General features: G+C 61.0%; 12 protein-coding genes. 3 read left to right on the forward strand and 9 right to left on the reverse strand.

The genetic code is table 11. The features are described from left to right. Window positions 1-6: 6 nt before the first annotated feature. The 4 genes from AC1RMX_RS11600 to speB all read right to left on the reverse strand — a co-directional run bounded on the left by AC1RMX_RS11600 (window position 7) and on the right by speB (window position 4,416). Complete coding sequence (locus tag AC1RMX_RS11600; protein ID WP_096819335.1) at window positions 7-1,386, reverse strand: sodium:solute symporter family protein; 1,380 nt, start codon at window positions 1,384-1,386, stop codon at window positions 7-9. Between the two features lie 79 nt (window positions 1,387-1,465). Next, window positions 1,466-2,977 carry a purine-cytosine permease family protein gene (locus AC1RMX_RS11605; protein ID WP_493071933.1) on the reverse strand — a complete coding sequence of 504 codons (1,512 nt, stop codon included), beginning with the start codon at window positions 2,975-2,977 and terminating at the stop codon, window positions 1,466-1,468. 55 nt (window positions 2,978-3,032) lie between these two features. Further along, window positions 3,033-3,455 carry a YybH family protein gene (locus AC1RMX_RS11610; RefSeq protein ID WP_493071935.1) on the reverse strand — a complete coding sequence of 141 codons (423 nt, stop codon included), beginning with the start codon at window positions 3,453-3,455 and terminating at the stop codon, window positions 3,033-3,035. A 10-nt stretch (window positions 3,456-3,465) separates the two neighbouring features. After that, window positions 3,466-4,416: an agmatinase gene (gene speB, locus AC1RMX_RS11615; protein ID WP_003222717.1), complete on the reverse strand. Its 951-nt coding sequence runs from the start codon at window positions 4,414-4,416 to the stop codon at window positions 3,466-3,468. Window positions 4,417-4,622: 206 nt separating this feature from the next. Here speB and AC1RMX_RS11620 point away from each other — a divergent pair, with 206 nt between their 5' ends. Next, window positions 4,623-5,516 carry a LysR family transcriptional regulator gene (locus tag AC1RMX_RS11620; protein WP_039772530.1) on the forward strand — a complete coding sequence of 298 codons (894 nt, stop codon included), beginning with the start codon at window positions 4,623-4,625 and terminating at the stop codon, window positions 5,514-5,516. Window positions 5,517-5,534: 18 nt separating this feature from the next. Further along, the gene (locus tag AC1RMX_RS11625; RefSeq protein ID WP_493071937.1) at window positions 5,535-6,128 is read left to right on the forward strand and encodes a tRNA-uridine aminocarboxypropyltransferase; all 594 of its coding nucleotides are present in this window, start codon (window positions 5,535-5,537) and stop codon (window positions 6,126-6,128) included. A 29-nt stretch (window positions 6,129-6,157) separates the two neighbouring features. Here AC1RMX_RS11625 and AC1RMX_RS11630 read toward each other — a convergent pair whose 3' ends face one another. From AC1RMX_RS11630 to AC1RMX_RS11640, 3 genes are read right to left on the reverse strand one after another with little or no spacing between them, the layout of a single operon-like run. Continuing rightward, window positions 6,158-7,519 carry an HlyD family type I secretion periplasmic adaptor subunit gene (locus tag AC1RMX_RS11630; protein WP_096819331.1) on the reverse strand — a complete coding sequence of 454 codons (1,362 nt, stop codon included), beginning with the start codon at window positions 7,517-7,519 and terminating at the stop codon, window positions 6,158-6,160. A gap of 9 nt (window positions 7,520-7,528) precedes the next feature. After that, the gene (locus AC1RMX_RS11635; RefSeq protein ID WP_493071939.1) at window positions 7,529-9,688 is read right to left on the reverse strand and encodes a type I secretion system permease/ATPase; all 2,160 of its coding nucleotides are present in this window, start codon (window positions 9,686-9,688) and stop codon (window positions 7,529-7,531) included. Between the two features lie 30 nt (window positions 9,689-9,718). Then, window positions 9,719-11,077 (reverse strand): TolC family outer membrane protein, encoded by a 1,359-nt coding sequence (locus tag AC1RMX_RS11640; protein WP_096819329.1) that lies wholly within the window; start codon window positions 11,075-11,077, stop codon window positions 9,719-9,721. A gap of 533 nt (window positions 11,078-11,610) precedes the next feature. Between AC1RMX_RS11640 and AC1RMX_RS11645 the strand changes: the two genes are divergently transcribed. After that, on the forward strand, window positions 11,611-21,792 hold the full coding sequence (locus AC1RMX_RS11645) for a retention module-containing protein (protein WP_493071941.1): 10,182 nt from the start codon (window positions 11,611-11,613) through the stop codon (window positions 21,790-21,792). Window positions 21,793-21,859: 67 nt separating this feature from the next. On the opposite strand, the gene AC1RMX_RS11650 is transcribed toward AC1RMX_RS11645, so the two are convergent. Both AC1RMX_RS11650 and AC1RMX_RS11655 read right to left on the reverse strand, forming a co-directional pair. After that, window positions 21,860-22,231, reverse strand: coding sequence for a DUF6124 family protein (locus AC1RMX_RS11650; RefSeq protein ID WP_192560067.1), 372 nt, complete (start codon window positions 22,229-22,231; stop codon window positions 21,860-21,862). A 476-nt stretch (window positions 22,232-22,707) separates the two neighbouring features. Next, a complete protein-coding gene (locus tag AC1RMX_RS11655) occupies window positions 22,708-26,796 on the reverse strand; it encodes a YncE family protein (protein WP_493071944.1) in 4,089 nt (1,362 codons plus the stop codon). Window positions 26,797-26,997: the final 201 nt, after the last annotated feature.

Below are 26,997 nucleotides of genomic sequence, written 5' to 3' on the forward strand. Positions count from 1 at the left end.
TTCAGCTTAGATCGCGCTGGCCACCACGTTTGGGCGGCGGGACATCAGGCTGACCACCACGAAACTCACCAGACCCACAGCCAGGCTGTAGTAGATCGGGGTGTTGGCGTCCAGACCGTCCTTGACCATGAACAGCAAGGCGGTGGCAAAACCAGTGCCCATGCTGGCGATGGCGCCGGCGGTGGTGGCGCGCTTCCAGAAGATTGCACCGATCAGCGGGATCAGCATGCCGCCCACCAGCAGGTTGTAGGCCAGGGTCAGGGCGCTGATCACGTCGTTCACAACCAGAGCGATACCCAGCACCACGACACCGGTCAGCAGAGTGAAGAGGCGGTTGATGCCCAGGCTCGACTGTTTGCCGCCACGCAGTTTCGGCAGCAGGTCTTCGGTCAGGGTGGTGGCAGCGGCGAGCAGGCCGGCGCTGGCGGTGGACATCATCGCGGCCAGGGCAGCGGCGATCACCAGACCACGGATACCGTCCGGCAGCGACAGTTTGACGATCGCGGCGAAGGCGTTGTTGACGTTGTCCAGATCCGGGATCAGCACGTGCGCCGCCATGCCGATCAGGGCACAGGCCAGGCCGTAGAGAATGCAGTAGATGCCCGCGATGCTGCCGGCGTATTGAGCGACTTTAGCGGTCTTGACGGTGAACACCCGTTGCCAGATGTCCTGACCGATCAGGATGCCGAAGAAGTAGATCATGAAGTAGGTGATGATCGTGTCCCAGCCGATGGTGGTGAAGCTGAAGGCGGTGGCCGGCAGTTTCAGCACCAGCTCGTCCCAGCCGCCGACGCGGTACAGGCAGATGGGCAGGAGGATGAACATCAGGCCGACAGTCTTGATGATGAACTGGACGATGTCGGTCAGGGTCAGCGACCACATCCCGCCGATGGCCGAGTACACCACTACCACGCCACCGCCGAGCAGTACCGAGATCCAGAACGGCAGGCCGAACAGCACTTGCAGCACGGTGCCGATGGCGAGGATCGAGGTCACGCCGATCATCAGCGCGTAGGCCAGCATGATCGCCGCGCTCGCCGAGCGGGCCATCGGGTTGTAGCGTTTTTCCAGCACCTGGGTAACGGTGTAGATCTTCAGTTTCAGCAGCGGCTTGGCCAGGAACAGGTTCAGCGCGACGATGCCGCAACCCAGTGCCGCGCACAGCCAGAAACCGGAGATGCCGTGCACATAGCCCAGGCGGACGGTGCCGACGGTGGACGCGCCACCGAGAACGGTCGCAGCCATGGTGCCCATGTACAGGCTCGGGCCGAGGTTACGCCCGGCAACCAGGAAGTCCTCGTTGGTCTTGGCCTTGCGCATGCCGAAGTAGCCGAGCAAGAGCATGCCGGCGGCGTAGATGAGGACGACGAATAAATCCAAAGCCATGATGGCGTGTCTCCGATTGTCTTTTTTATGGGGTGGAACTCTGTGGGAGAAGGCTGACCCCCACAGGCGATTCGTTTATTCAGGCAGCCTGACGCAGCGCCGCTTCAGCCGGCGCATGCGCGCCTTTGCTCCGGGGATCCTTCGGGCCGTAGACCAGCGCCGGTTCCGGGAACAGGCTCAGCAGCATCAGGTACATCACCGAGGCCAGACCGAGGGTCACCAGCAGGCTGATGTCGATGCCGCCGGCCAGTTCACCCAGCGGGCCGACGAACTGCCCCGGCAGGTTGACGAAGCACAGGCCGACCGCCGCGCTCGGGATCCACGCGCCCAGGCCGCGCCAGTTCCAGCCGTGGCTGAACCAGTAGCGTCCGCCTTGCTCGCCGCGCGTGAACACTTGCAGGTCGTCCGGGCAGTAGAAGCCGCGACGCACCACCAGGCCGATGATCATGATCACCATCCATGGGGTGGTGCAGGTGATGATCAGCACGGCGAAGGTCGACACGCTCTGCACCAGGTTTGCCGCGAAGCGCCCGATGAAGATGAAGGCAATCGACAGCACACCGATCAGCAACGTCGCCTTTACTCGCGACAGCAGGCGAGGGAACACGCTGGACATGTCCAGCCCGGTGCCATACAGCGACGTGGTGCCGGTGGACATGCCGCCGATCACCGCAATCAGGCACACCGGCAGGAAGAACCAGCTCGGCGATACCGCCAGCAGGCCGCCGACGTAGTTGTTGGCCGCGATGTAGTCCGGTGCCTGGATCGCTACGATGGTCGCGGTGGTCAGGCCGAACAGGAACGGAATGAACGTGGCGATCTGCGAGAAAATCACCGCTGCCATGATCCGCGGACGCGAGGTTTCACGCGGGATATAGCGGGCCCAGTCGCCGAGGAACGCGCCGAAGGAAATCGGGTTGCTCATCGCTACCAGCGCGGCGCCGATGAACGCGGCCCAGAAGCCCGGCTGGCCGAGGCTGACGGTGCCGGCGTAGTGCGAATCGAAAGGACCGGCGAAAGCGAAGATGCCCAGCAGGAACAGCAGGCTCGCGCTCCACACCGCCACCTTGTTCACCCACAGCAGGAAGCGGAAGCCGTAGATGCACACGGTCAGCACCAGAATCGCGAACAGACCGTAGGCCAGACCCAGAGTCAGGTCGGTTTCCGGCAGGCCGATCAGGCGTTTCGCACCACCAATCAACGCATCCCCCGAACTCCACACCGAGAGCGAGAAGAAGGCGATGGCGGTCAACAGCGAGAGGAACGAACCGACGATCCGCCCGTGCACGCCGAAGTGCGCACCGGACGACACCGCATTGTTGGTGCCATTGATCGGGCCGAACAGGCCCATCGGTGCGAGGATCAGCGAGCCGAGCAGTACGCCCGAGACAATCGCCCAGACGCCCGCCTGAAAGGACAGGCCGAACAGCACCGGGAAACTGCCGAGCACGGCGGTGGCAAAGGTATTCGCGCCGCCAAAGATCATGCGGAACAAATCCACGGGACCGGCGGTGCGTTCGTTGTCCGGGATCTGTTCGACCCCGTGGGTTTCAATCTGCGTAAGGCTTTGGTCTTTGTTGTTGTTATTCATGATCTGCTCCGATCATAAAGGCGCGCTCATCGTGCGTGAGCGTCACCTGTCTTGGCTAAGGGGATGGCAGCCCTTCCGGCATTGCGGACAAATGTTCGTGGCAGGCCAGCCAATGGCCTTGTTGTTCTAGGCTCGACGCTCGTTTCCTGAAAACAATCGTCTCGCGCTCCTGGCTGAAGTGTTGCTCCCCTTGCATGCGCAGCTCGGTGGCCACGTCATGGATGAAAATCGCCACGTCACCCTGCAGGCTGACGAAGGCGTTGCTCGAGATGCAGGACAGCACCTCGAAGCCATCCTCGGCGCGCCAGCTGTCCCACAACGCCTGATAGGCATCGCGCGACAGCAGGGGCTGTTCGAGGGTGTAGAACACGAAGCTTGCATCGGCGCTGAACGCGCCGAAGTAGGCTTCGCGATCGTTGCGGGCGAAGGCAGACACCAGATCGGCGGCCGCTTTCAGAACCTGATCACGTTCGTTCATGACCCGACCCTCAGCGGTGGACGACGCCCGGCAGTACGCAGAGCATTTCGTACAGCAGGTTGGCGGCCAGCAGCGAGGTGTTGCCGGTGGTGTCATAAGCGGGCGAGACTTCTACCAGATCGCAACCGATCAGGTCGAGGCCCTGGCAGCCGCGAACGATTTCAATCGCCTGAATGGTCGTCAGACCACCGATTTCCGGGGTGCCGGTGCCAGGCGCCCAGGCCGGGTCGATGCCGTCGATGTCGAAGCTCAGGTACACCGGGCCGCCACCGACTTTCTCGCGCACTTCGGCCATCAGCGGTGCCAGCGACTTGTGCCAGCACTCTTCGGCCTGCACCACGCGGAAGCCCTGATCGCGGCTCCAGTTGAAGTCGTCAGCGGTGTAACCCTGCGCCCGCAGACCAATCTGCACCACACGGTCGCAGTCCAGAAGGCCTTCTTCGACGGCGCGACGGAAGGTCGTGCCGTGGGCGATCTTCTCGCCGAACATGTGATCGTTCACATCAGCGTGAGCGTCGATGTGCACCAGACCGACCTTGCCGTGCTTTTTGTGGATCGCACGCAGGATCGGCAGGGTGATGGTGTGGTCGCCACCCAGGGTCATCGGGATGACGTTGTGCTCGAGGATGTTGTCGTAGGCTTCTTCGATGATGCGCACGGCGTCGAGCAGGTTGAAGGTGTTGATCGCCACGTCACCGATGTCGGCAACCGACAGCGAGTCGAACGGCGCAGCGCCGGTGGCCATGTTGTACGGGCGGATCATCACCGATTCGGTGCGGATGTCGCGTGGCCCGAAGCGGGTGCCGGGGCGCAGCGAAGTACCGATGTCCAGTGGCACGCCAACGAAGGCAGCGTCCAGACCGGCAGCGGTCGGTACATGGGGGAGTCGGAGCATGGTGGCGATGCCGCCGAAGCGCGGCATTTCGTTGCCGCCCAGTGGTTGGTGAAGAATCTTGTCCACGGGTAGGGCCTCATCGTCTTTGTTTTATTTATGTCGGCGCGCCGCATTCGCAAGGTCACGGGCACCGCTGTGGGGCCGATTCTGCGAAATGTAGTGAGGCGAAAGAATCGCTACGGGCAAATACTTAGTTCAGATTTTTCTAAACTAATGGAATGGCTGGAGATAGACTTCTCGCCCATGCTCGTTGCCCGATCAGTGGAGTCCCCATGGCCAACGCTTTACCCGACCTGAAACTTTTGCGCATCTTCGTCAGCGTCGTGCGCCATCAGGGGTTTGCCAACGCGCAGCAGGAACTCAACCTGTCGACCTCGGCGATCAGCACCTACATGAGCCAGCTCGAAGCCGCGCTCGGTCTGGTGCTTTGCCATCGCGGGCGCGGTGGTTTCAGCCTGACCAGCAAAGGCGAGCTGTTCCATCAGGAAACCCTGCGTCTGCTGGCCGAACTCGAAGGTTTCGAGCAATACGCCGCGGCGCTCAAGGGCGAATTGCGCGGTACGCTCAACCTCGGGGTGATCGACTCCACCGTCAGCGACAAGGCCCTGCCGTTCGCCGAAGCCATCGGCGCCTACAGCCAGGAACACCCGGCGGTGCATTTGCACCTGTCGGTGATGAGCCCTTACGAACTGCAACTTGGCGTGCAGGACAACCGCCTCGATCTGGCCATCGGCGCGTTCTCCACGCGCATGAGCGGTCTGGTGTATATGCCGCTGTACCGCGAGCAGCACTGGCTGTATTGCAGCAACCGTCACCCGTTGTTCAACGAACGGCGGATTCCCGAGCAGGTCATCACCCAGCAACGCATGGTCGGGCGCGGCTACTGGAGCCAGGCGGAACTGGCGCGTCACGGTTTCAAACACAGCGCCGCGACTGTGGAAAGTATGGAAGCGCAGCTGATTCTGGTGCTGTCGGGTGCTTACATCGGTTACCTGCCGGAGCACTACGCCCAGGCCTGGGCCGACAAGGGCGATCTGCGGGTGCTGCTGCCGGCAACCTTCGGTTATCAGGCGCCGTTTTCCATGATCATGCGCCGTGGCCGCAGCCGCGAGCCGCTGATCCAGACCTTTCGCGATCTGCTCAAAGCGCAGCTCAATCAGGCCTAGCTTTCAGGAACAAGAAGTATGTCCAGACCTCAATGCCCGCGCTGCCTGCGCCCACAAACCCACTGCCTGTGCCCGCTGATCCCCAGCCTCGACAGCCGCACTCGGGTGTTGCTCTTGCAGCACCCGAGCGAGGTCAATCACGCGCTCAACACTGCACGGCTGGCAGCGCTCGGTTTGAACAATGCCGAACTGATCGTCGGCGAAGTGTTCGAGGATCTGTCTGCGCTGCTGAATCGGCCGGGGTATCGGGCGCGGTTGCTGTTTCCGGCGGACGATGCGCAGCCGATGCAGGCTTATGCTACGCCCGATGAACCGTTGTTGCTGGTGGTGCCGGACGGCACGTGGCGCAAGGCGCGCAAGATGTTGCATCTGAATCCGCTGCTGGCGGCATTGCCTCGCGTGACTTTGGCGGAGGGCGGGGTCTCACGGTATCGGTTGCGCAAGGCACCGGGGCCGGGTGCGTTGTCGACTATCGAGGCGATCGTTCAGGCGTTGCAGACCCTGGAAGCGCCGGCTTCTTTCGATCCGTTGCTCAAGCCGTTCGAGGCGTTGATCGAGGGGCAGATTGCGGCGATGGGGGAGGAGACCTTCCAAAAGAATCACGGAGGCTGATCGTTCCCACTGCGTGGGAACGAGTGCGACTACCGCTCACGCATCGCCTCGGTCCGTGCCTTGAGCACCGGTTTGAGCAGGTAATCCAGCACACTTTTCTCCCCGGTGATGATGTCCACCGTCGCCACCATCCCCGGAATGATCAGCAGCGGTTTCACATCCCCGCCCAAATGGTTTTTGTCGGTGCGCACCTGGATCAGGTAGAAACTGTTGCCCTTGTCATCGGTAATCGTGTCGGCACCGATCAGCTCAAGTTTGGCGCTGAGTCCGCCGTAGATCGTGTAGTCGTAGGCACTGAACTTGACCATGGCTTTTTGGCCCGGATGCAGGAACGCCACGTCCTGCGGACGGACCTTGGCTTCGATCAGCAGGTTGTCTTCCAGCGGCACGATTTCCACCATGTCGCTGCCCGGCTGGACCACGCCGCCGATGGTGTTGACCTTCAACTGCTTGATCACCCCGTGTACCGGCGAGGTCACGGTGGTGCGGCTGACGCGGTCGTCGATGGCGATGCTCGACGCCGTGATTTTCGACAGGTCGGTGCGCTTCTGGTTGAGGTCCTTGGCCGCGTCGGAGCGGAAGGTCTGCTCCGATTCGTCGATCTTGCTCTTGATCTCGTTGATCGCCGATTCGGCCCGGGGAATGGCCAGGGTCGTGGCGTTCAACGAGCCACGAATTTCCACTGCGCTACGACGTAGACGGAGGATCTCCACGGGCGACACCGCACCGGTTTTCACCAGTGGTTCCGACATGTTCATTTCCTGTTGCAACAGCGCCAGGCTTGAGCTGTATTGCCCCTGTTTCGAACGAAACTCCGCCAGCTCCTGGGTCTTCTGCCGCAGTTGTTCGCTGAGGGTGCGCTGTTCGCTGGCCAGCCGCCGTTGCCGTTGTTCATACAGCGAGCGCTCGTCCTCGGCGACTTGCGGAGCCTTGGCAATCACCTCGTCCGAGAGCTTGAACGGCCGGCCTTCGGCTTCGGCGGACAAGCGTTCGACCTGCGCGGTCAGGGCATAACGATCCGCCTCGCTCTCACCCTTGTTCGACAGAAACCGCGTGTCATCCAGGCGCAGCAGGGTGTCGCCCTTGTTCACCATTTGTCCTTCACGCACAAAGATCTCGGTGACGATCCCGCCCTCGAGGTTCTGGATCACCTGGACCTTGCTCGACGGAATCGCCTTGCCTTCGCCCATGGTCACTTCTTCGAGCACCGCGAATTTGGCCCAGACCAGCGCGCTGATCAGCAGTGCCGCCGCCAGCCACACGGTGATGCGCGACCAGCGCGGCGAATCCTGCAACGAAGCGCCGGCAGTTTCCGGCATGAATTCGGCTTCGGCGCTTTTGCCGAAACTGTCGAAGTAACCGCGCTGTTTTGACGATGAGGAAGCAGACATGGGCAACTCCTAGACCGCCGCCGAGCCGACCCGGCCCTTGCGCAGTGCATCGATGACCGCTTCTTTCGGACCGTCGGCGACGATCCGGCCGTTATCCAGCACCAGCAACCGGTCCACCAGGCTCAGCATCGAGGTGCGGTGCGTGACCAGCAGCAAGGTTTTGCCCTGCACCCAGCCGTGAAGTTTCTGGCGCAGGACGTCTTCGCTGCTGTTGTCCATGGCGCTGGTGGGTTCGTCGAGCAGCATGATCGGCGGGTCGAGCAACAGCGCTCGCGCCAGCAGGACTGCCTGGCGTTGACCGCCGGAAAGCAATTGCCCGCGTTCGCCCACCGGCCGGTCGAAGCCTTGCGGGTGCTGGCGGGCAAGTTCGGTGACGCCGGTCAGTTCGGCGACTTCGAGCATCCGCGAATCGCTGACATAACGGGCGCCGAGGGTCAGGTTGTCACGCAGGCTGCCGGCCAGCAGTGGCAGATCATGGGCGACATAACCGATCTGCTGGCGCAGGTCGGCGACATCCAGTTGCCGCAGGTCGAGGCCGTCGAGCAGCAATTGGCCTTCTTCCGGTTCGTAGAAACCCATCACCAGTCGCGCCAGCGTGCTTTTGCCGGAACCGCTGCGACCGATGATGCCGATCCGCTCGCCGGGCTTGACGCTGAAACTGATATTGCTCAGGGCCGGGGCGTTCTGGCCGTTGTAATGGAAGGTCACCGCATTGGCGTCCAGCGCGCCTTGCAATTGCGTGCGCTCCAGCGGCCGTTGTTTGCCGTCGCGCTCCTGGGGCAAAGACATCAGGGCGTCGGTACTTTTCATGGTCAGTTGCGCTTGCTGGTAGCGGGTGATCAACCCGGCGATCTGGCCCAGTGGCGCGAGCACGCGGCTGCCGAGCATGTAACTGGCCACCAGCGCACCGACGCTGAGGTTGCCGGCAATGATGCTGTAAACCCCGGCGACGATGGTCGCCATCCCCGAGAACTGCTGGATGAACAGCGTACCGTTGGTGGCCAGCGCCGAGAGGTTGCGCGCATGGCTGTCAAGGCGGGTGAGGGCGCCGTGGGTGCTTTCCCACTTGTGCTGGCGCTCGCTTTCGGCGCTGCACGCCTTGAGGGTTTCCAGTCCGCCGAGGGTTTCGATCAGCAATGCCTGACGCTCGGCACCGAGGCTCAGGCTTTTCTGCACGGTGTCGCGCAGGCGAACCTGAATGATCATCGCGAACACGATCGTGATCGGAAACGCCAGCAGCGGAATCACCACCAGCCAGCCGCCCAGCAGGCCGATCACTACCAGCATCAGCACCACGAAGGGCAGGTCGATCAGGCTGGTCAGGGTCACGGCGGTGAGAAACTCCCGCAGGCCTTGAAAGTCGTGAATGCTCTGGGCGAAACCGCCGATGGTCGCCGGCCGGGCCTTCATCGCCATGCCGGTGATGCGCTCGAATAAAGTCGCGGAAAGGATCACGTCGGTCTTCTTGCCGGCGGTGTCCAGCAGGTGCGCGCGCACCACCCGCAGCACCAGTTCGAAACCGGTGCCGATCAGCAATCCGATGGCCAGCACCCACAGGGTCGACGTGGCCTGGTTCGGCACCACGCGGTCGTAGGTCTGCATGACGAACAGCGGCACCATCAGGCCCAGCAAGTTGATCAGGAAACTGGCGAGGATCGCGTCGCTGTACAGCCATTTCGACAGCTTCAGGGTGTCGCGAAACCACGCTTGCACCCTTGGCACCAACGGTGAACGCAGGTCTTCCAGTTCATGCCGTGGCCGGGCGAACAGGGCCTGGCCGGTGTAGTGTTCGGTGAGTTCTTCGTGGCTGACCCACTGTTCGCCGCCATCGGCTTCACTGGGCAGAATCAGGGCTTTGCCGTCATCGGCAAAACGCCGCAGCACGGCGGTGCGGCTATTGCCCAACAGCAACAGCACCGGCAGGTTGAGTGGGGAAATGTCCTTGAGGTCACGACGCAGCAGCCGCGCCTGCAAACCGGCCCGGGCCGCCGCACGGGGCAGCAGGTCCAGGCTCAGGCGTTGTTTGTCCAGGGGCAGCCCGGCACTCAGGCTGGCGCGACTGACCGTCGCGCCATGCAGTTTGCAGAGGATCAACAGACCGTCGAGTAACGGATCATCGAAGCTCAGCCGCGGATCGACCCCGGAAACACCGGGTTCCATGCTGGTCATATTGATCGCTCCCTGGCTACATCATCGGGACTACTTCAGTTCGGGCAAGCGCGCCTCGTTCTTCACTTCGGCAGCGGCAATCGCGTCGGCCGGCAGCACCACCCGTTGCTTGCTCAGCAACTGACCCATGTTCGCCAATACGCGGTACATCGAAAACTCCTCGGTGTAGCGGATTTCGGTGTAGCGGCGATTGGCGTTGTACAGCTCGTTTTCACTGTCGAGCAGGTCGAGCAGGGTACGTTGGCCGAGGCCGAACTGATCCTGATACGCGGCGCGTACACGCTTGGTGGTTTCGGCGTATTCGCGGGCGGTCGGGGTCTGCTTCTTGGCGTTGACCATGGCGTTCCAGGCCAGGTGAATGTTCTCGTTGAGCTGGCGCAGGGCGTTGTTGCGGATGTCCATGGCCTGGTTGATCTGGTGCGCATCGGAGGCCAGTCGCGCCTTGTCGCTGCCGCCACGGAACAGGTTGTAGTTCATCACCACGCCGACGCGCCATTCATTGTCGTGGCCCTCGTCGCCCTGCACGTTGTTGTTGGCGCCGACCGCCGCTTCCGCATCGAAGCGCGGGTAGAACGGCGACTTGGCGACTTCGTACTGACTCTCGGCCGATTGCACGTCGGCCTGGGCGGATTTCAGATACGGGTTGTTCTCGACCATGCTCTGCTGGGCTTCGGGCAGGCTGGTGGGCAATTCACCACGGGTCGAAGCCGGCGCTTCCAGTTCATCGGGCATGCGCCCGACCACGGCGTAGAAGTTCGATTCGGCATCCGCCAGATCGACTTCGGCGGTGTCGAGGTTGTTCTGCGCCAGCGCCTTACGGGCGACCGACTGATCGGAGTCGGCGGTGCTGCCGATGCCGCGCTGGGTGCGCAGGCCGATCTGGTCATTGACGCGCAAATGCGCCTGCAGGTTGTTCTTGGCCAGGGTCACCAGTTCGCGGCGCTTGAGCACTTCGAGATAGACCTCGATGGTGCGCAGGGCCAGGTCCTGGGCGGTGCCTTGCGCGTAGTACGCGCGCGAATTGGAAACGCCTTTGGTGCGCTCGACCTCGTTGGCGGTGTTGAAACCGTCGAACAGCATCTGCCGCAGACGCAGCTCGGACTGGGTGTAGTTGAGAATTTCGGTGTGGTGGTTACCAAGGGCCCGGGTGTTGGTGTTGTCGCTGTAACCGCGCCCATAAGCGGCGTTCAGATCCACCGATGGATAGAAGCCGCCCTTGGCGACTTTCACCTGTTCATCGGCCGACAGTTTGGCGTCTACGCGCGAAGCCAGTTCCGGGTGGGTCGCGATGGTGCTTTGTATCGCTTCGGTGAGGTTCATGGCCTGGGCTTGAGAAGTGCAAGCCATGGCCAGCAAAACCGCACTGCAAAGGGGGGTTAGAACGCGCATGGGTGCATCTCCCTGAGTCCTGATGGTGTATTGCTGTCGCCAATTTATTGACGATATTTTTTAGGTTTGGCGTTTCATCGCTGTTACAACAGAGCTAAGAACATCCTGAAGCGTAGCTAAGAAAAAATTTTCATATGGCTTATGCCAAAAAAAACTTATGCGCTTCGCCAAATCCAGCACATTGTTCCTCTCGAAAGCCTTTGTTTTATGTGCTTTAGGGAGTGCAGAAAGGCTTGAGGAAAGTTCCACTCACTTTGCGACATACGGGCGAAGTACTGCTAAAGGGGAGGGACGCGTAGCGGCCAATGAGCGACAGTTTTTTGTCACTCGGGTGATTCACCACCGTTACGTAGCGCTAGTGGGCGTGCTGCATCGATTAGGGATTCCAAGTGCTTGATGGCGCTGGGGTTTCTGAATTTGCATACCCTGCGAAACGAACTGTCGAGGTGCGAGCGTCGCCCCGACAACCCGCTTGAGCCATGGGCTGCTTCGCGAACCAGTGCCGACGGTGGTCGGCAGCGGAGGAAATGCACATGGCAACGCTCATCGGGATCGTCACTAAAGTCATCGGTCAGGTTTTCGCTCAATCGGCTGACGGAAGTCGGCGCGCATTGGTTGAAGGCGATCGACTGTTTGCCGGAGATCAATTGATCACGGGTGCGGAGGGGGCGGTTGCCGTCCATCTGCAAAACGGCCAGGAACTGACCCTGGGCCGGGACAGCAGCCTGACCATGACCGGACAATTGCTGGCCAACCATGCGCCGCATGTGGATGCCCCGGAAGCGCTGACCCCGAGCGATGCTCAACTCACCGATGTCGCCCAGATCCAGAAGGCCATCGCCGCCGGTGAAGACCCGACCAAATCTGCTGAAGCCACTGCCGCAGGCCCCGATGCCCCCGGTGACACCAGCGGCGGCAAGGGTGGCGGCCACAGTTTCGTATTGCTGACCGAAGTGGGTGGCCGGGTCGATCCGGTCATCGGTTTCCCCACGGCCGGTTTTGGTGGCATTCCCGAGTTTCCGGAAGAACGCCACAACGCGGTCATCGACAACGGTGACAACACGCCTGCGCCGGTTATCCCGCCACCGGTCAACAACCTGGTCACCCTTACAGGCCTCGATGTGCCCGGGGGTGAACTGACGCTCAACGAAGCCAATCTGCCGGATGGCTCTGCCGCCAATCCCGGCGCGCTGACCCAGGCTGGCAGCTTCAGCATTTCGGCGCCTGACGGTCTGACCAGCCTGAGCATCGGCGGCATCAGTGTGATCGTCGGCGGCGTGCCCGTCGGTTTCCCGCAATCGATCACCACGCAATTGGGCAACACCTTGACCATCACCGGTTACAACCCGGCGAACGGCACGGTCAGCTACAGCTACACCCTCAACGGCAACGACGCTCATCCGGCAGGTGACGGCGCCAACAGCCTCAGCGAACATTTCACGGTGATTGCTGGCGACAGCAATGGCGACACCGCCACCGGCTCGCTGGATGTGAACATCACTGACGACGTGCCCAAGGCGGTGGATGACAGCAACGCAAGCGCGGCTTCGGAAACCAATCTGACGCTGACTGGCAACGTCCTGACCAACGACGTACAAGGCGCCGACCGCGTACCGACCGGCCCCAATGCCGGCCCGATTACTGCGGGCACTTTCACCGGGACTTACGGCACCCTGGTGCTGAATGCCAATGGCACTTACACCTACACGCTGAACACTAACGATGCGGACTTCAAAAACCTGCACGGCGGTGGCAACGGCACCGAGAACTTCACCTACACCATCACCGATTCGGACGGCGACACCAGCACCGCGAATCTGGTGTTGCAGATCCACAACAACGACGATCCGGTGCTCATCAACGGCTTGAACGTCGAGGGTGGCGAACTGACGGTTTTCGAGAAAAACCTTTCCCTTGGTAGCGCCCCGGATTCGGCGGCGTTGACTCAGAGCGGCACGTTTACCATCACAGCTCTCGATGGCGTCACTACGCTGACCATTGGCGGAATCGCCGTGGTCACCAATGGCGTGGCTGCGGGTTTTCCGCAATCGGTCACGACTCCGTTGGGCAGCACGCTGACGATTACAGGTTTCAACGCTACGACGGGTGTCGTGAGCTACAGCTACACCCTGGATCACAACGATGCTCATCCGACTGCCAGTGGCGCCAACACGCTGAGCGAGCAGTTCGCTGTCACCGTGGTGGACGATAACGGCACCACCGCGAATGCATCGCTGGATGTGAACATCGTCGATGACCTGCCGAAAGGCGTGGACGACAGCAACGCTGGCACGGCATCGGAAACCAATCTGACGCTGACTGGCAATGTCCTGACCAACGACGTGCAGGGCGCCGACCGCGTCCCAACCGGCCCTGATGCCGGCCCGATCACTGCGGGTACTTTCACCGGGACTTACGGCACTTTGGTGCTCAATGCCAATGGCACTTACACCTACACCGTCAACCCTAGCGACGCGGACTTCAAAGCGCTGCACGGTGGCGGCAATGGCACAGAAACCTTCACCTACACCATCACTGATTCCGACGGCGACACCAGCACCGCGAATCTGGTGTTGCAGATCCACAACAACGACGATCCGGTGACAATCAGCGGCCTCGACGTCAACGGCGGCGAGCTCACTGTTTTCGAGAAAAACCTCAGCACCGGCAGTGCGCCGGACGCCACCGCATTGACCCAAAGTGGCACGTTCACCATCACTGCACTGGACGGTGTCACCACGCTGACTGTTGGCGGCATCGCCGTTGTCACTAACGGTGTAGCCGCAGGCTTTCCGCAATCGGTCACGACTCCGCTGGGCAGCACGCTGACCATCACCGGCTTCAACGCCACGACCGGCGTCGTCAGTTACAGCTACACCCTCGACCACAACGATGCCCATCCGACGGCCAACGGCGAGAACAGTTTGAGCGAGCAGTTCGCTGTCACCGTGGTGGACGATAACGGCACCACCGCGAATGCATCGCTGGATGTGAACATCGTCGATGACCTGCCGAAAGGCGTGGACGACAGCAATGCCGGCACGGCTTCGGAAACCAACCTGACGCTGACCGGTAACGTCCTGACCAACGACGTTCAAGGCGCCGACCGCGTACCGACCGGCCCCAATGCCGGCCCGATTACTGCGGGCACTTTCACCGGGACTTACGGCACCCTGGTGTTGAATGCCAATGGCACTTACACCTACACCGTCAACCCTAGCGACGCGGACTTCAAAGCGCTGCACGGTGGCGGCAATGGCACAGAAACCTTCACCTACACCATCACTGATTCCGACGGCGACACCAGCACCGCGAATCTGGTTTTGCAGATTCACAACAACGACGATCCAGTGACCATCAGCGGCCTCGACGTGAACGGTGGTGAACTCACCGTCTTCGAGAAAAACCTCAGCACCGGCAGTGCGCCGGACGCCACCGCATTGACCCAAAGTGGCACGTTCACCATCACTGCACTGGACGGTGTCACCACGCTGACTGTTGGCGGCATCGCCGTTGTCACTAACGGTGTAGCCGCAGGCTTTCCGCAATCGGTCACGACTCCGCTGGGCAGCACGCTGACCATCACCGGCTTCAACGCCACGACCGGCGTCGTCAGTTACAGCTACACCCTCGACCACAACGATGCCCATCCGACGGCCAACGGCGAGAACAGTTTGAGCGAGCAGTTCGCCGTCACCGTGGTGGACGATAACGGCACCACCGCGAATGCATCGCTGGATGTGAACATCGTCGATGACCTGCCGAAAGGCGTGGACGACAGCAATGCCGGCACGGCTTCGGAAACCAACCTGACGCTGACCGGTAACGTCCTGACCAACGACGTTCAAGGCGCCGACCGCGTACCGACCGGCCCCAATGCCGGCCCGATTACTGCGGGCACTTTCACCGGGACTTACGGCACCCTGGTGTTGAATGCCAATGGCACTTACACCTACACGCTGAACACTAACGATGCGGACTTCAAAAACCTGCACGGCGGTGGCAACGGCACCGAGAACTTCACCTACACCATCACCGATTCGGACGGCGACACCAGCACCGCGAATCTGGTGTTGCAGATCCACAACAACGACGATCCGGTGACAATCAGCGGCCTCGACGTCAACGGCGGCGAGCTCACTGTTTTCGAGAAAAACCTCAGCACCGGCAGTGCGCCGGACGCCACCGCCCTGACTCAGAGCGGCACGTTCACCATCACGGCGCTGGACGGTGTGACCACGCTGACCGTGGGCGGAATCGCCGTCGTCACCAATGGCGTGGCCGCAGGCTTCCCGCAATTGGTCACGACTCCGTTGGGCAGCACACTGACGATTACAGGCTTCAACGCTACGACCGGCGTCGTCAGCTACAGCTACACCCTGGATCACAACGATGCTCATCCGACTGCCAACGGCGCGAACACGCTGAGCGAGCAGTTTGCCGTCACCGTGGTGGATGACAACGGCACCACCGCCAATGCGTCGCTGGACGTGAACATCGTCGACGACCTGCCGAAAGGCGTGGATGACAGCAACGCCGGCACCGCCTCGGAAACCAGCCTGACGCTGACTGGCAACGTGCTCACCAACGATGTGCAAGGCGCCGACCGTGTACCGACTGGCCCCAATGCCGGGCCGATCACCGCCGGCACTTTCACCGGGACTTACGGCACCCTGGTGCTGAACGCCAACGGTACTTACACCTACACGCTGAACACCAACGATGCAGACTTCAAAAATCTGCACGGTGGCGGAAACGGGACTGAAACGTTCACCTACACCATCACCGATTCCGACGGTGACACCAGCACCGCGAACCTCGTGCTGCAAATCCACAACAACGACGATCCGGTAACCATCAGTGGCCTCGATGTGAACGGTGGTGAACTCACCGTTTTCGAGAAAAACCTCAGCACCGGCAGTGCGCCGGACGCTACAGCTTTGACCCAAAGTGGCACGTTCACCATCACAGCTTTGGACGGCGTGACCACGCTGACCGTGGGTGGCATTGCCGTCGTCACCAACGGTGTAGCCGCAGGCTTCCCGCAATCGGTGACTACGCCATTGGGCAGCACGCTGACCATCACCGGCTTCAACGCTACGACAGGTGTTGTGAGCTACAGCTACACCCTGGACCACAACGACGCACACCCAACAGCCAACGGCGCCAACACCCTGAGTGAGCAGTTCGCCGTCACCGTCGTGGATGACAACGGCACCACTGCCAACGCCAACCTCGACGTGAACATCGTCGACGACCTGCCAAAAGGCGTGGATGACAGCAATGCTGGCACCGCCTCGGAAACCAACCTCACCTTGACCGGCAATGTCCTGACCAACGACGTGCAGGGCGCCGACCGCGTCTCAACCGGCCCTGACGCCGGCCCAATCACTGCGGGTACTTTCACCGGGACTTACGGCACTTTGGTGCTCAATGCCAATGGCACTTACACCTACACCGTCAACCCTAACGACGCGGACTTCAAAGCCCTGCACGGTGGCGGCAATGGCACAGAAACCTTCACCTACACCATCACCGATTCCGACGGCGATACCAGCACCGCGAATCTGGTTTTGCAGATTCACAACAACGACGATCCGGTGACCATCAGCGGCCTCGACGTGAACGGTGGTGAACTCACCGTCTTCGAGAAAAACCTCAGCACCGGTAGCGCGCCGGATGCCACCGCCCTGACTCAGAGCGGCACGTTCACCATCACGGCGCTGGACGGTGTGACCACGCTGACCGTGGGTGGCATTGCTGTCGTCACCAACGGTGTAGCCGCAGGCTTCCCGCAATCGGTCACGACTCCGCTGGGCAGCACGCTGACCATCACCGGGTTCAATGCCACGACCGGCGTCGTCAGCTACAGCTACACCCTGGACCACAACGACGCCCACCCAACAGCCAACGGCGCCAACACCCTGAGTGAGCAGTTCGCCGTCACCGTGGTCGATGACAACGGCACCACCGCCAACGCCAACCTCGACGTCAACATCGTCGACGACCTGCCAAAAGGCGTAAACGACAGCAACGCCGGCACCGCCTCGGAAACCAACCTCACCTTGACCGGCAACGTCCTGACCAACGACGTGCAAGGCGCCGACCGCGTCCCAACCGGCCCCAACGCTGGCCCGATCACCGCCGGCACTTTCACCGGGACTTACGGCACCCTGGTGCTGAACGCCAACGGCACCTACACCTACACCCTCAACACCAACGATGCGGACTTCAAAAACCTGCACGGCAATGGCAATGGCACCGAGACCTTCACCTACACCATCACCGATTCGGACGGCGATACCAGCACCGCAAACCTCGTGCTGCAAATCCACAACAACGACGATCCAGTGACCATCAGCGGCCTCGACGTGAACGGCGGCGAGCTGACGGTTTTCGAAAAAAACCTCAGCACCGGCAGTGCACCGGATGCCACCGCACTGACCCAAAGCGGTACCTTCACCATCACCGCGTTGGATGGTGTCACGACGTTGACTGTCGGCGGTATCGCCGTGGTTACTAACGGCGTAGCCGCAGGGTTCCCGCAATCGGTGACTACGCCATTGGGAAGCACCCTGACCATCACCGGCTTCAACGCTGCGACAGGTGTCGTGAGCTACAGCTACACCCTGGACCACAACGACGCCCACCCAACAGCCAACGGCGCCAACACCCTGAGTGAGCAGTTCGCCGTCACCGTGGTCGATGACAACGGCACCACCGCCAACGCCAACCTCGACGTCAACATCGTCGACGACCTGCCAAAAGGCGTAAACGACACCAACGCCGGCACCGCCTCGGAAACCAACCTCACCTTGACCGGCAACGTCCTGACCAACGACGTGCAAGGCGCCGACCGCGTCCCAACCGGCCCTGATGCCGGCCCGATCACTGCGGGTACTTTCACCGGGACTTACGGCACTTTGGTGCTCAATGCCAATGGCACTTACACCTACACCCTCAACACCAACGATGCGGACTTCAAAAACCTGCACGGCAATGGCAACGGCACCGAAACCTTCACCTACACCATCACCGACTCGGACGGCGACGCCAGCACCGCGAACCTCGTGCTGCAGATCCACAACAACGACGATCCGGTGATTCTCAACGGCCTGGACGTAAACGGCGGCGAGCTCACCGTCTTCGAGAAAAACCTCAGCAACGGCACTGCGCCGGATGCGACGGCGTTGACTCAGAGCGGCACCTTCACCGTCACCGCCCTCGACGGTCTGCAAACCCTCACCGTCGGCGGTATCGCCGTGGTGACCAATGGTGTAGCCGCAGGCTTCCCGCAATCGGTCGTCACGCCGCTGGGCAGCACGCTGACCATCACCGGTTACAACCCGGCCACGGGCGTGGTGAGTTACAGCTACACCCTGGTGGATCACGAAACCCACCCGACCGGCATCGGCGCCAATAGCATCACCGAGAACTTCAATGTGGTGGCCACCGATGGCGATGGCAGCACCGCGTCCGGGCAGATCAACGTCAACATCGTCGATGACCTGCCGACCGCCAAAGCCGACACCGGCTCGGTAGTGGAGGGCGGCACCGTCAATATCAGCGTGCTGGGCAACGACGTCACCGGTGCCGATGGCCCGGCGGCGGGCGGTGCGGTGGTGGGCGTGCGGGCCGGCAGCAACACCGCGACTTCGGCCATCGGCGGCCTCAACAGCAACATCAACGGCACCTACGGCTACCTGACCCTGGATGCGGCCGGCAACGCCGTTTATCACAGCAACCCGAATTCGGTGAGCCCAGCGGGCGCCACTGACACCTTCACCTACACCATCCGCGACAGTGACGGTGACGAAAGCACCACCACCATCACCGTCAACGTCGCCGACAGCAAACTCGTGGCCTCGGTCGATCAGGACGTGACCGTCTACGAAAAAGCCCTCGACCTGACCAAGGACGGGCAAGACCTGGCCCCCGGCACGGTCACCGGCAGCGACCCGACCAACACCGGCGAAACCGCAACCGGCACCCTGGTCGGCGCGGTCACCGGCGGCAGCGGCGCGATCACCTACACCCTGGTCGGCAGCGCCACCGGCACCTACGGACAGATCCTGCTCAACCCAGACGGCACGTACACCTACACGCTGACCTCGGCGCCGAAAACCACGCCGAACGCCAACGACGGGCCGAACACCCTGAGCGAAAGTTTCACTTACAAGGCCACCGATGCGCTGGGCAACAGCACCACCAGCACCATCGTGGTCAACATCGTCGACGACGTGCCAAAAGCGGTGGCGTCGGATCGGTCGGTGGCGGCGGTGGAGATCGACTCCAACATCCTGATCGTGCTCGACATCTCCGGCAGTATGGCCGACGCCTCCGGCGTGCCGGGCCTGTCGCGGCTGGACCTGGCCAAGCAGGCGATCAGTGCCTTGCTCGACAAGTACGATGATCTGGGCGATGTGAAAGTGCAGCTCGTTACCTTCAGCAGCAACGCCACCGACCGCACGACGGTATGGGTCGATGTGGCGACGGCAAAGACCCTGCTCGCCGGCCTCAGCGCCGGTGGCGGCACCAACTACGATGCGGCCGTGGCGACCATGCAGACCGCGTTCAACACCTCGGGCAAACTCACCGGGGCGCAGAACGTCGGCTACTTCTTCTCCGACGGCAAACCTACCACCGGCCAGGAAATCGGCACCGCCGACGAGACCGCGCTGAAAAACTTCCTCGATGCCAACAACATCAAGAACTATGCGATCGGCCTGGGCAACGGCGTCAGCAACGCCAACCTCGATCCACTGGCTTACGACGGCATCAGCCACACCAACACCAATGCAGTGGTGGTCACCGACCTCAATCAACTGAACTCGGTGTTGTCCGGCACCGTGGTCGGCGCGCCGGTCACCGGTTCGCTGCTGGGTGACAGTGGTTCGTTCGGCGCCGATGGCGGTTTCATCAAATCCATCGTGGTGGACGGCACCACCTACACCTACGACCCGAAAGCCAACGGCGGCCAGGGTTCGCTGACGCCGAGCGGCGGCACCAACCACGGCACCTTCGACACGGTGAACAACACCCTGAGCATTGCCACCAACAACAGCGGCACCCTGGTGATCAACCTCGACACCGGCGACTACAGCTACACCTCGCAGAAAACCACCACCACGGTGATCACCGAGAACATTGGTTTCACCCTCAGCGACAACGACGGAGACCTCGCCAGCTCGACGCTGACGGTGAAAGTGATCCCCAACTCGCCTCCGGTGGCGGTGGACGACCACATCATCACCAACGTGCTGTCGAGCAATGTCGTGGTGCCGGGCGAGTTGCTGCTGGCCAACGACACCGATCCGGACAACGACACACTCAACGCCTCGCCAACCACCTTCAACACCGGTTGGGTCGCCAAGGGGGCGGACTTCACCGGCAGCGGCGCGATCAGCTTCACCGGCACCAGCAACACCGCCGCCAACCAGAACCTGGCGGATGTACGCAACGCCTTTGCGGCCAACACGGCGGCGATGACTGCAGTGCTGGTGGTCAGCGGTTACCTCGGCGCGGTGACCAACGCCAATGCCAACGATGAAGACCTCATCACCGTCAAACTGAAACAAGGCGAGACCCTCAACCTCGACCACAACCTGGCGGCCGGCCACATCACCATGGAGTACTCGGTGAACGGCGGGGCGTTCGTCAGCATCGCCGATGGCGGCACCATCACCGCCAGCGCCGATGGCACGTACCAGATCCACATAACCAACATCACCAACACCAGCGGCAGCAACACTAATGCTGCGGAAAACTATCAACTGACCATGACGGTCAACTACGCCGGGGCCCACGACATCACCCCGGATTTCCACGGCACCTACACCGCCAACGACAACCACGGCGGCAACGACACCGCCAACGTGACCATCAGCTATCAGGACGGCCACACCCTCACCGGGACTTCCGGCGATGACGTGCTGGTGGCGGGCAGCGGCGACAACATCCTCAACGGTGGCGACGGCAACGACGTGCTCACCGCCGGCTCCGGCAACAACGAACTGCACGGCGGCGCCGGCAATGACTTGCTCTACAGCGGCCCGGGCAATGACATCCTCGATGGCGGCACCGGGATCGACACGGTCAGCTATGCCCACGCGACGGCCGGGGTTACGGTCAACCTGAGCCTGCTCGGTGCGCAGAACACCCTCGGCGCTGGCATCGATACCATCAGCAACGTCGAAAACCTCGTCGGTTCGAACTTCAACGACACCCTGACCGGCGACAACAATAACAACGTGATCAACGGCGGACTGGGCAACGACATCCTCAATGGCGGTGGCGGTGACGACCTGCTGATCGGCGGCATGGGCAACAACACCCTGACCGGCGGGCCGGGCGCCGACACCTTCCAGTGGCTCAAGGGCAACAGCGGCCACGACACCGTCACCGACTTCACCCCGGGCACCGACAAGCTGGATCTGTCGCAACTGCTGCAAGGTGAAAACGGCACCGCGGCGTCACTGGATGACTACCTGCACTTCACCGTCACGGGCAGCGGCGCTTCGGTGGTCACCACCATCGACGTCAGCGCCATGGCCGGCGCCACGCCGAACCAGACCATCGACCTGGCTGGCGTGAACCTCGCCAGCCATTACGGCGTGACACCAGGGGCGGGTGGGTTGATTGCCAGCGGGCATGACACGGCGACGATCATCAACGGGATGTTGAATGATCATTCGTTGAAGGTGGACACGGTGTAAGCCCGAGCGGAAACGACAAAACCCGCCGCCCCGAGTGATCGGGGCAGCGGGTTTTTCTTTGCTCTGGCTACAGCGGTGCCTCAGTCTTCAGTTCCAGATTATCCAGCACCCGATTTACCGCCAGTTCCGCCAGCATGATCAGCTGCCCGATGCCCAACAGCACATGCCGCTGCGGCGTATCGATCATCCCGGCGAAATCGCTGGCCATGGTTTTGGCCGAGGTCAGGGTTTCGCAGGCGTCGGCCAATAGTTCTTCGCTTGGGATGCCGGGGGCGATCAGGTAGCGGGTGTTGGGTTTGAGCAGCGGTTTTCTGGGGTGGAACGGATTGAGGTAGTGATCGAGGGCGCGTTCGGCGGCTTCGTGGAATTTCTTGGAGTCGAGGGTTTCGTAGGGGGAAGTCGAATCGACTTCCGGCGGGTTTGGCGTTGGTTTGATCATGGCGAATCTCCGTGATTGGATTTAGCCGCCACGACTCATCGCTAAACAAGTAAAGGTGGCGGCTGTACGCAGGTTAGCGATCCGGGTCACAGAAACCCCGGGTAGACCCGAAGGTCTCCCACGCACAGCCACCATTACGCCAAGTGCAGAAAAGAGACTGCCATCGGAATTGGGCGTTGTTGCGTCTGTAGGGAGCCGGATCGCTAAACCCGATCGCTGTTTTTCAGCGACCGCCAAACAATAGAACCCGCCCCCAAGGCGTACAAGCCGGCGGATTCTGGCGGATGCGTAGGCAAAGGCGCAAGGTTGCGTGGCTTTGCGGACATAACCTTAAACACTCTTCAACGTTGACTATCGATATTGTTTAAACGACAAAAACCGTCCTCCCGGTTGAAGGGGAGGGCGGGTTTTCGTGGTTGGGACTGGTAAATAAATACGTCCCGCTTTTCGGCCTTTTCCCGCTTTTCTGGGAATGTTTATTTGATAGGGATCGCATAGAGCAGGTTTTCCAAGTAGCTACAGCCATAAAGGGTTTTTTTATCCGGGGATAGGCAGATTTCCCACAAAGGCTCTTTTTCGAAAATAGTTACGCTATTAAAAGTAGTAGTATCCATTCTCATGATTTTTCTCCCGACGCTGATATATATGAATCCGCCATCCGCATCGAGTGCAAGGGCAATGCCTTCGGCCTCCAACGAAATATTACGAGTAACGGTCAAGTTTCTGGAATCAATCACGACTAACACACGATCGAGTGTCCGGAGTGCATACACGAAGTTCCCGTCCCGACTCACCGCCATTTTGCTGGGGTTTGAGCCAACATCGATGTGTTTAAGCAGACTGAAACTGCGAGCGTCAATGACCGAAACCGTCCCTTTTGCATTGCCCTCGCCCTCACCGTTAGCGTTGCTGACATAAATCCGGTTGGAATCCGGACTGACAGCAATGCGGCCACCGCCTCGTTGCAAGGAAATGGTTGTAATCGTCTGAAAATTTGAAGGGTTGATGATTGTTAGTTGGTTGGTTGAGTTAGTTGTTCCGGACAGGTATGCCTGCTGCCCAGTGGGGCTGAATGCAATGTCGTCTATTGCAAGGGAGGCCGTTGGCACGTTGCGAAGAACGGTTAAGTTACGTGCATCCATTACAGAAAATTGAGAATTTTCAATCCTGAAGTAAACGTAATTTTCATCAGGACTTACGGCAATAGGCCAAATATATTTGTCCGAATGAACCTTGATCACAGTCCAGGTGACGAGATCAATGACCGTTACCGTTGAAGTGGATCCGGTCGGGCTATGTGTAGTGACAAAGAGTCGCGTTCCGCTGGAATTTATAGCCATTCTACTGCAGTAGGGAACCGGGATTGTTCTGATGTTGAGCCTCACGGTCAAATTCCATGCGAGCGACACTTGGCCTGGGCCATACAAGGCCTTGGCGGTGAAGCTGTGTGCTGTTGCGGTCAGTCCGGTAACCTTCAGGGTCCAGATGCCGGTCGTCGGATCGGCAACGGGCTGGTCTTTGGACGTCGTGCCATCAAGCACATCGACCTTCTGGCCCTTGGCGGCGGCGCCGGTCAGGATCACGCTGGTTTCGACGGTGTAACCGGCGTTAGGGATTTCCACATTGCTCGGCAAGCCCTTGACCGAGGTGATGGTCGGCTCCGTGGCTTCCGTTACCGTCAATGAGCGCGGGTCGGATGTCAGTCCTGAACCGTACAACGCTTTTGCAGTGAATGTGTGCAACGTGAGTGTCCGGCCGTTGAGTGTGTGCCGCCAGATGCCGGTGCCGGGATCGGCTGTGGGTTGGCCATCGGGCGTCGCGTCATCGCGTAGCTGAACCTTCTGGCCCTTGGCGGCCGTGCCGATAAGCGTCACGCTGGTATCGACGGTGTAGTCACCGGGCAGGATTTCGTCGCCTTTGGAATCCTCAGCTTTTGTGATGACCGGTTTTACATCTGGAATTGCCTTGACTGTGTAGGTCCGCAACGGAAAAGGTACCGCCTCGGCTTCGTTCGGGCTGCCTCCCAACGCGGCTTTGAATTCGACGACCAACGACGTGGCATCCTTGAGCCCTTGAAGCTCGTTCAGGACCGCAACCGGAATGTTGTAATCGTAATAACCACCGGGAGCGACCCAATTTGGGTTGGTAACAGAGGTCGGTGCCGTGAAGAGCGTTTTCTCGTAGTCACCACCACTGGCCAATGTGCCCTTGAGGCGCAGCCATACGTACTGTCGCAAGGCAATCAGATCCCACCTTGGGGCATGAACTATGGCGGCAGTTTTGATCAGACTCAAATCGAGCTCGGTGCCATCACCGTTATTGGCGGCCTGAACGATCTTCGGCACGTTGGAAAGATCCAGCGCCAGCGACTGTACCGCCAGGGTGCGGATGCCCGAAGGCAGCGGTGTCGCACTCCCGCGTTTCATTGTGTAGCTGACCGTCACCGCTTTGTTCAGGTTGAAAGCCACCACGCTGTTGGCCAGTGGAATCTCCTGCGGCCCGAGCACGGTGACGGTTTTTTTCGGCGCCGTGTGTGAACCTCCCGCCGGCGCACCCGCCGCGCCCGTCCAGGTGACAATGATTTCGTCCTGCAACTTCATGCCGACAAAGTCAACGATAGCGGTCAGGGCATCCTTCGCGGCATTCGGGACCAGGCTGGTGTCGTTCGGCGCTTCCTTGATGTGCGGGGCCGTCAGGTCCAGTGCCACGCCCACACTGAATGTCTTCACATCGGAATAGCTGGTAGGTCGCCCATCCGCCCATTTGATGTAGTAGGACGCCTCGATCGTCCCGCCTTCATTGCCCTTGATCAGCTCCGCCTTGATGGGGAACGGCACCGGTTGGCCGGCGGTAAACGAGGACAGCTTGATCCAGTCGCTGTCCGGACCGGTTTTCGAGCCATTCCAGAAGTAGGTCACCTCGTCATCCTTGACGGTATTCAGGTATTCCACAGTCAGCGTGGTGCCGTCCGTGTCTTCCGGCAATACGCCGTCAACCACGCCGTCTACTTTCGGCTCTGGCAGTTCTTTTTTCGGATCGCCGACGTTCAGGATCTCGGCATGGATCGACTCGCGAATGGCATGGGTGGCGTTGACGCGGTTCATCGTGCCCAGCACCGCGTCCTCGCTCAGCAAGTGGTAATACAGTTCCAGCTTGCCACCTTCGATCTGTTTGAGATGAAGGCCCGGGACGTTGATCCGCAAGGGCACGCCGTCCCTGATATCGCCATCGGTAATCGGGCGCAACAGCAGGTCGGGCAAATAAGTGCTCAGGTCGGGTCGGGTGCCGAGCCAGAACAGTCTGATCGCCTGGCCGGCAACGAAGGACTTGTCGAATGGAATCTCGATGCGGGCCTGTGGCAGGTCCGGATCGAGGGCGCCTTGCAATGCGTCTCGGGCGACCGGAGCCAGCAGACGCTTGATCTCGCCAATGACATTGATGAACTGGGTCTTCGACAGCAGGTCGGCGGAACCGTCGGCTTTTTTCAGGCGAAAGGACAAGCCGATCTGGGTCTTGGCCAGTTGCCGCAGAGCGGCATTGGGTATCTTGATTTCGGGGATGCTCGGCACGTTGACCAGCGGCTCGCCGGTGACCTCGATGTTGATCGGTGCCCCTTCAACCGGTGTGCCCTTGAGCCGGACGATGGGGGTGTCACCGACCTTGAACTTGCTGCCGTCCACGGCCAGGATCTGCGCCGTGCCATCGGCATCTCCCAGTTTGTCGGCGTCCAGCACATTGTTCAGCGTTTCCTTGCACAGTGGTGCACCCAATCTGTCGGCGTCGACGGCCACCACCACGCGTTGCTCGTGACTCCAGTCTTCGGAGCGGTTGTCGACAGCGTCATAGACCTCGAAGGCCACGGCGAGACCGGCATCCCCGGAGTCCTCGGCATCGCGAATGTCCTGCTCAGTGACGTGCACGACAACCGGCACTTTGCCGTCGGCCTCATCCTGAGTCAGCGGTCCGTAGAGCACGAAAACCCCGCCCCAGGTCACCTGAATCCAGTCGCCGGCCGCAGCGTTGAGGTAAGGCTCTGGCCCGTCGTCAGAGGGACCGATCGTGATCCACACGCCGGCGGCAACGTTGTCCTTGTCGATGCCGCCCTCGAGAATCTCCTTGGGGATGGTCATTTTAAGGTTCGGGTGGCCTGGGCCTCCGTCGCTGTCATGGCCGCCGGGGCGGGTGAGCTTGACCCGTACCTGCATCACTTCGGACGGTTCGGGCGTTCCGCCCTGTCGGGTGACGGCGTAGGACAGCGTGGACGAGCCATCACTGAAGCGCGCGGCGGGCACAAACATCGACAGCGTCGTGTTGACTTCATGCTCGTCGACGGTTTTGTTGAATACCGATTGCCCGCCCAGGGAAATCACCAGCTTGTCACCTTGGCTCATGACCCCCCACGGCCCGGCGCGACACAGCAAGCCCTGTCTGGGAAAGTTGTCCTGCACGGCCGCAATGTTGAGCCCCCACACATCAGGGTTTTGCGAAACGGGGCCGGTGCGGCCGGGAACGTCGAGTTCGGCGAGCACCAGCGGTGATGAGCCAGCGGGGTTGTTGACAGCCATGGCGCGTACTCCGATCGAATGGTGGGACGATGGAGGCATTGAACGGTGAGGTGGCGGAGTTGGCTACTGTCAGAAATTACAGGTGCGTGTGGGTTTAGGACGAGTGGTTGGGCCTGAGCGCTGAGACAACAGAACCCGCCGTCCCGATCAATCGGGACGGCGGGCTTCTAGGGTGGGGCTGGTAAATAAATGCGTCCCCTT

This window comes from Pseudomonas sp. GW822-FHT03F04 (assembly GCF_058801405.1).

Bases quoted from the DNA above. Each gene is read 5' to 3' on its own strand.
- AC1RMX_RS11620 (WP_039772530.1), top strand. From the start codon at position 4,623: ATGGCCAACGCTTTACCCGACCTGAAACTTTTGCGCATCTTCGTCAGC.
- AC1RMX_RS11640 (WP_096819329.1), bottom strand. From the start codon at position 11,077: ATGCGCGTTCTAACCCCCCTTTGCAGTGCGGTTTTGCTGGCCATGGCT.
- AC1RMX_RS11600 (WP_096819335.1), bottom strand. From the start codon at position 1,386: ATGGCTTTGGATTTATTCGTCGTCCTCATCTACGCCGCCGGCATGCTC.
- AC1RMX_RS11630 (WP_096819331.1), bottom strand. From the start codon at position 7,519: ATGTCTGCTTCCTCATCGTCAAAACAGCGCGGTTACTTCGACAGTTTC.
- AC1RMX_RS11625 (WP_493071937.1), top strand. From the start codon at position 5,535: ATGTCCAGACCTCAATGCCCGCGCTGCCTGCGCCCACAAACCCACTGC.
- AC1RMX_RS11655 (WP_493071944.1), bottom strand. From the start codon at position 26,796: ATGGCTGTCAACAACCCCGCTGGCTCATCACCGCTGGTGCTCGCCGAA.
- AC1RMX_RS11635 (WP_493071939.1), bottom strand. From the start codon at position 9,688: ATGACCAGCATGGAACCCGGTGTTTCCGGGGTCGATCCGCGGCTGAGC.
- AC1RMX_RS11605 (WP_493071933.1), bottom strand. From the start codon at position 2,977: ATGAATAACAACAACAAAGACCAAAGCCTTACGCAGATTGAAACCCAC.
- AC1RMX_RS11645 (WP_493071941.1), top strand. From the start codon at position 11,611: ATGGCAACGCTCATCGGGATCGTCACTAAAGTCATCGGTCAGGTTTTC.
- AC1RMX_RS11610 (WP_493071935.1), bottom strand. From the start codon at position 3,455: ATGAACGAACGTGATCAGGTTCTGAAAGCGGCCGCCGATCTGGTGTCT.
- AC1RMX_RS11650 (WP_192560067.1), bottom strand. From the start codon at position 22,231: ATGATCAAACCAACGCCAAACCCGCCGGAAGTCGATTCGACTTCCCCC.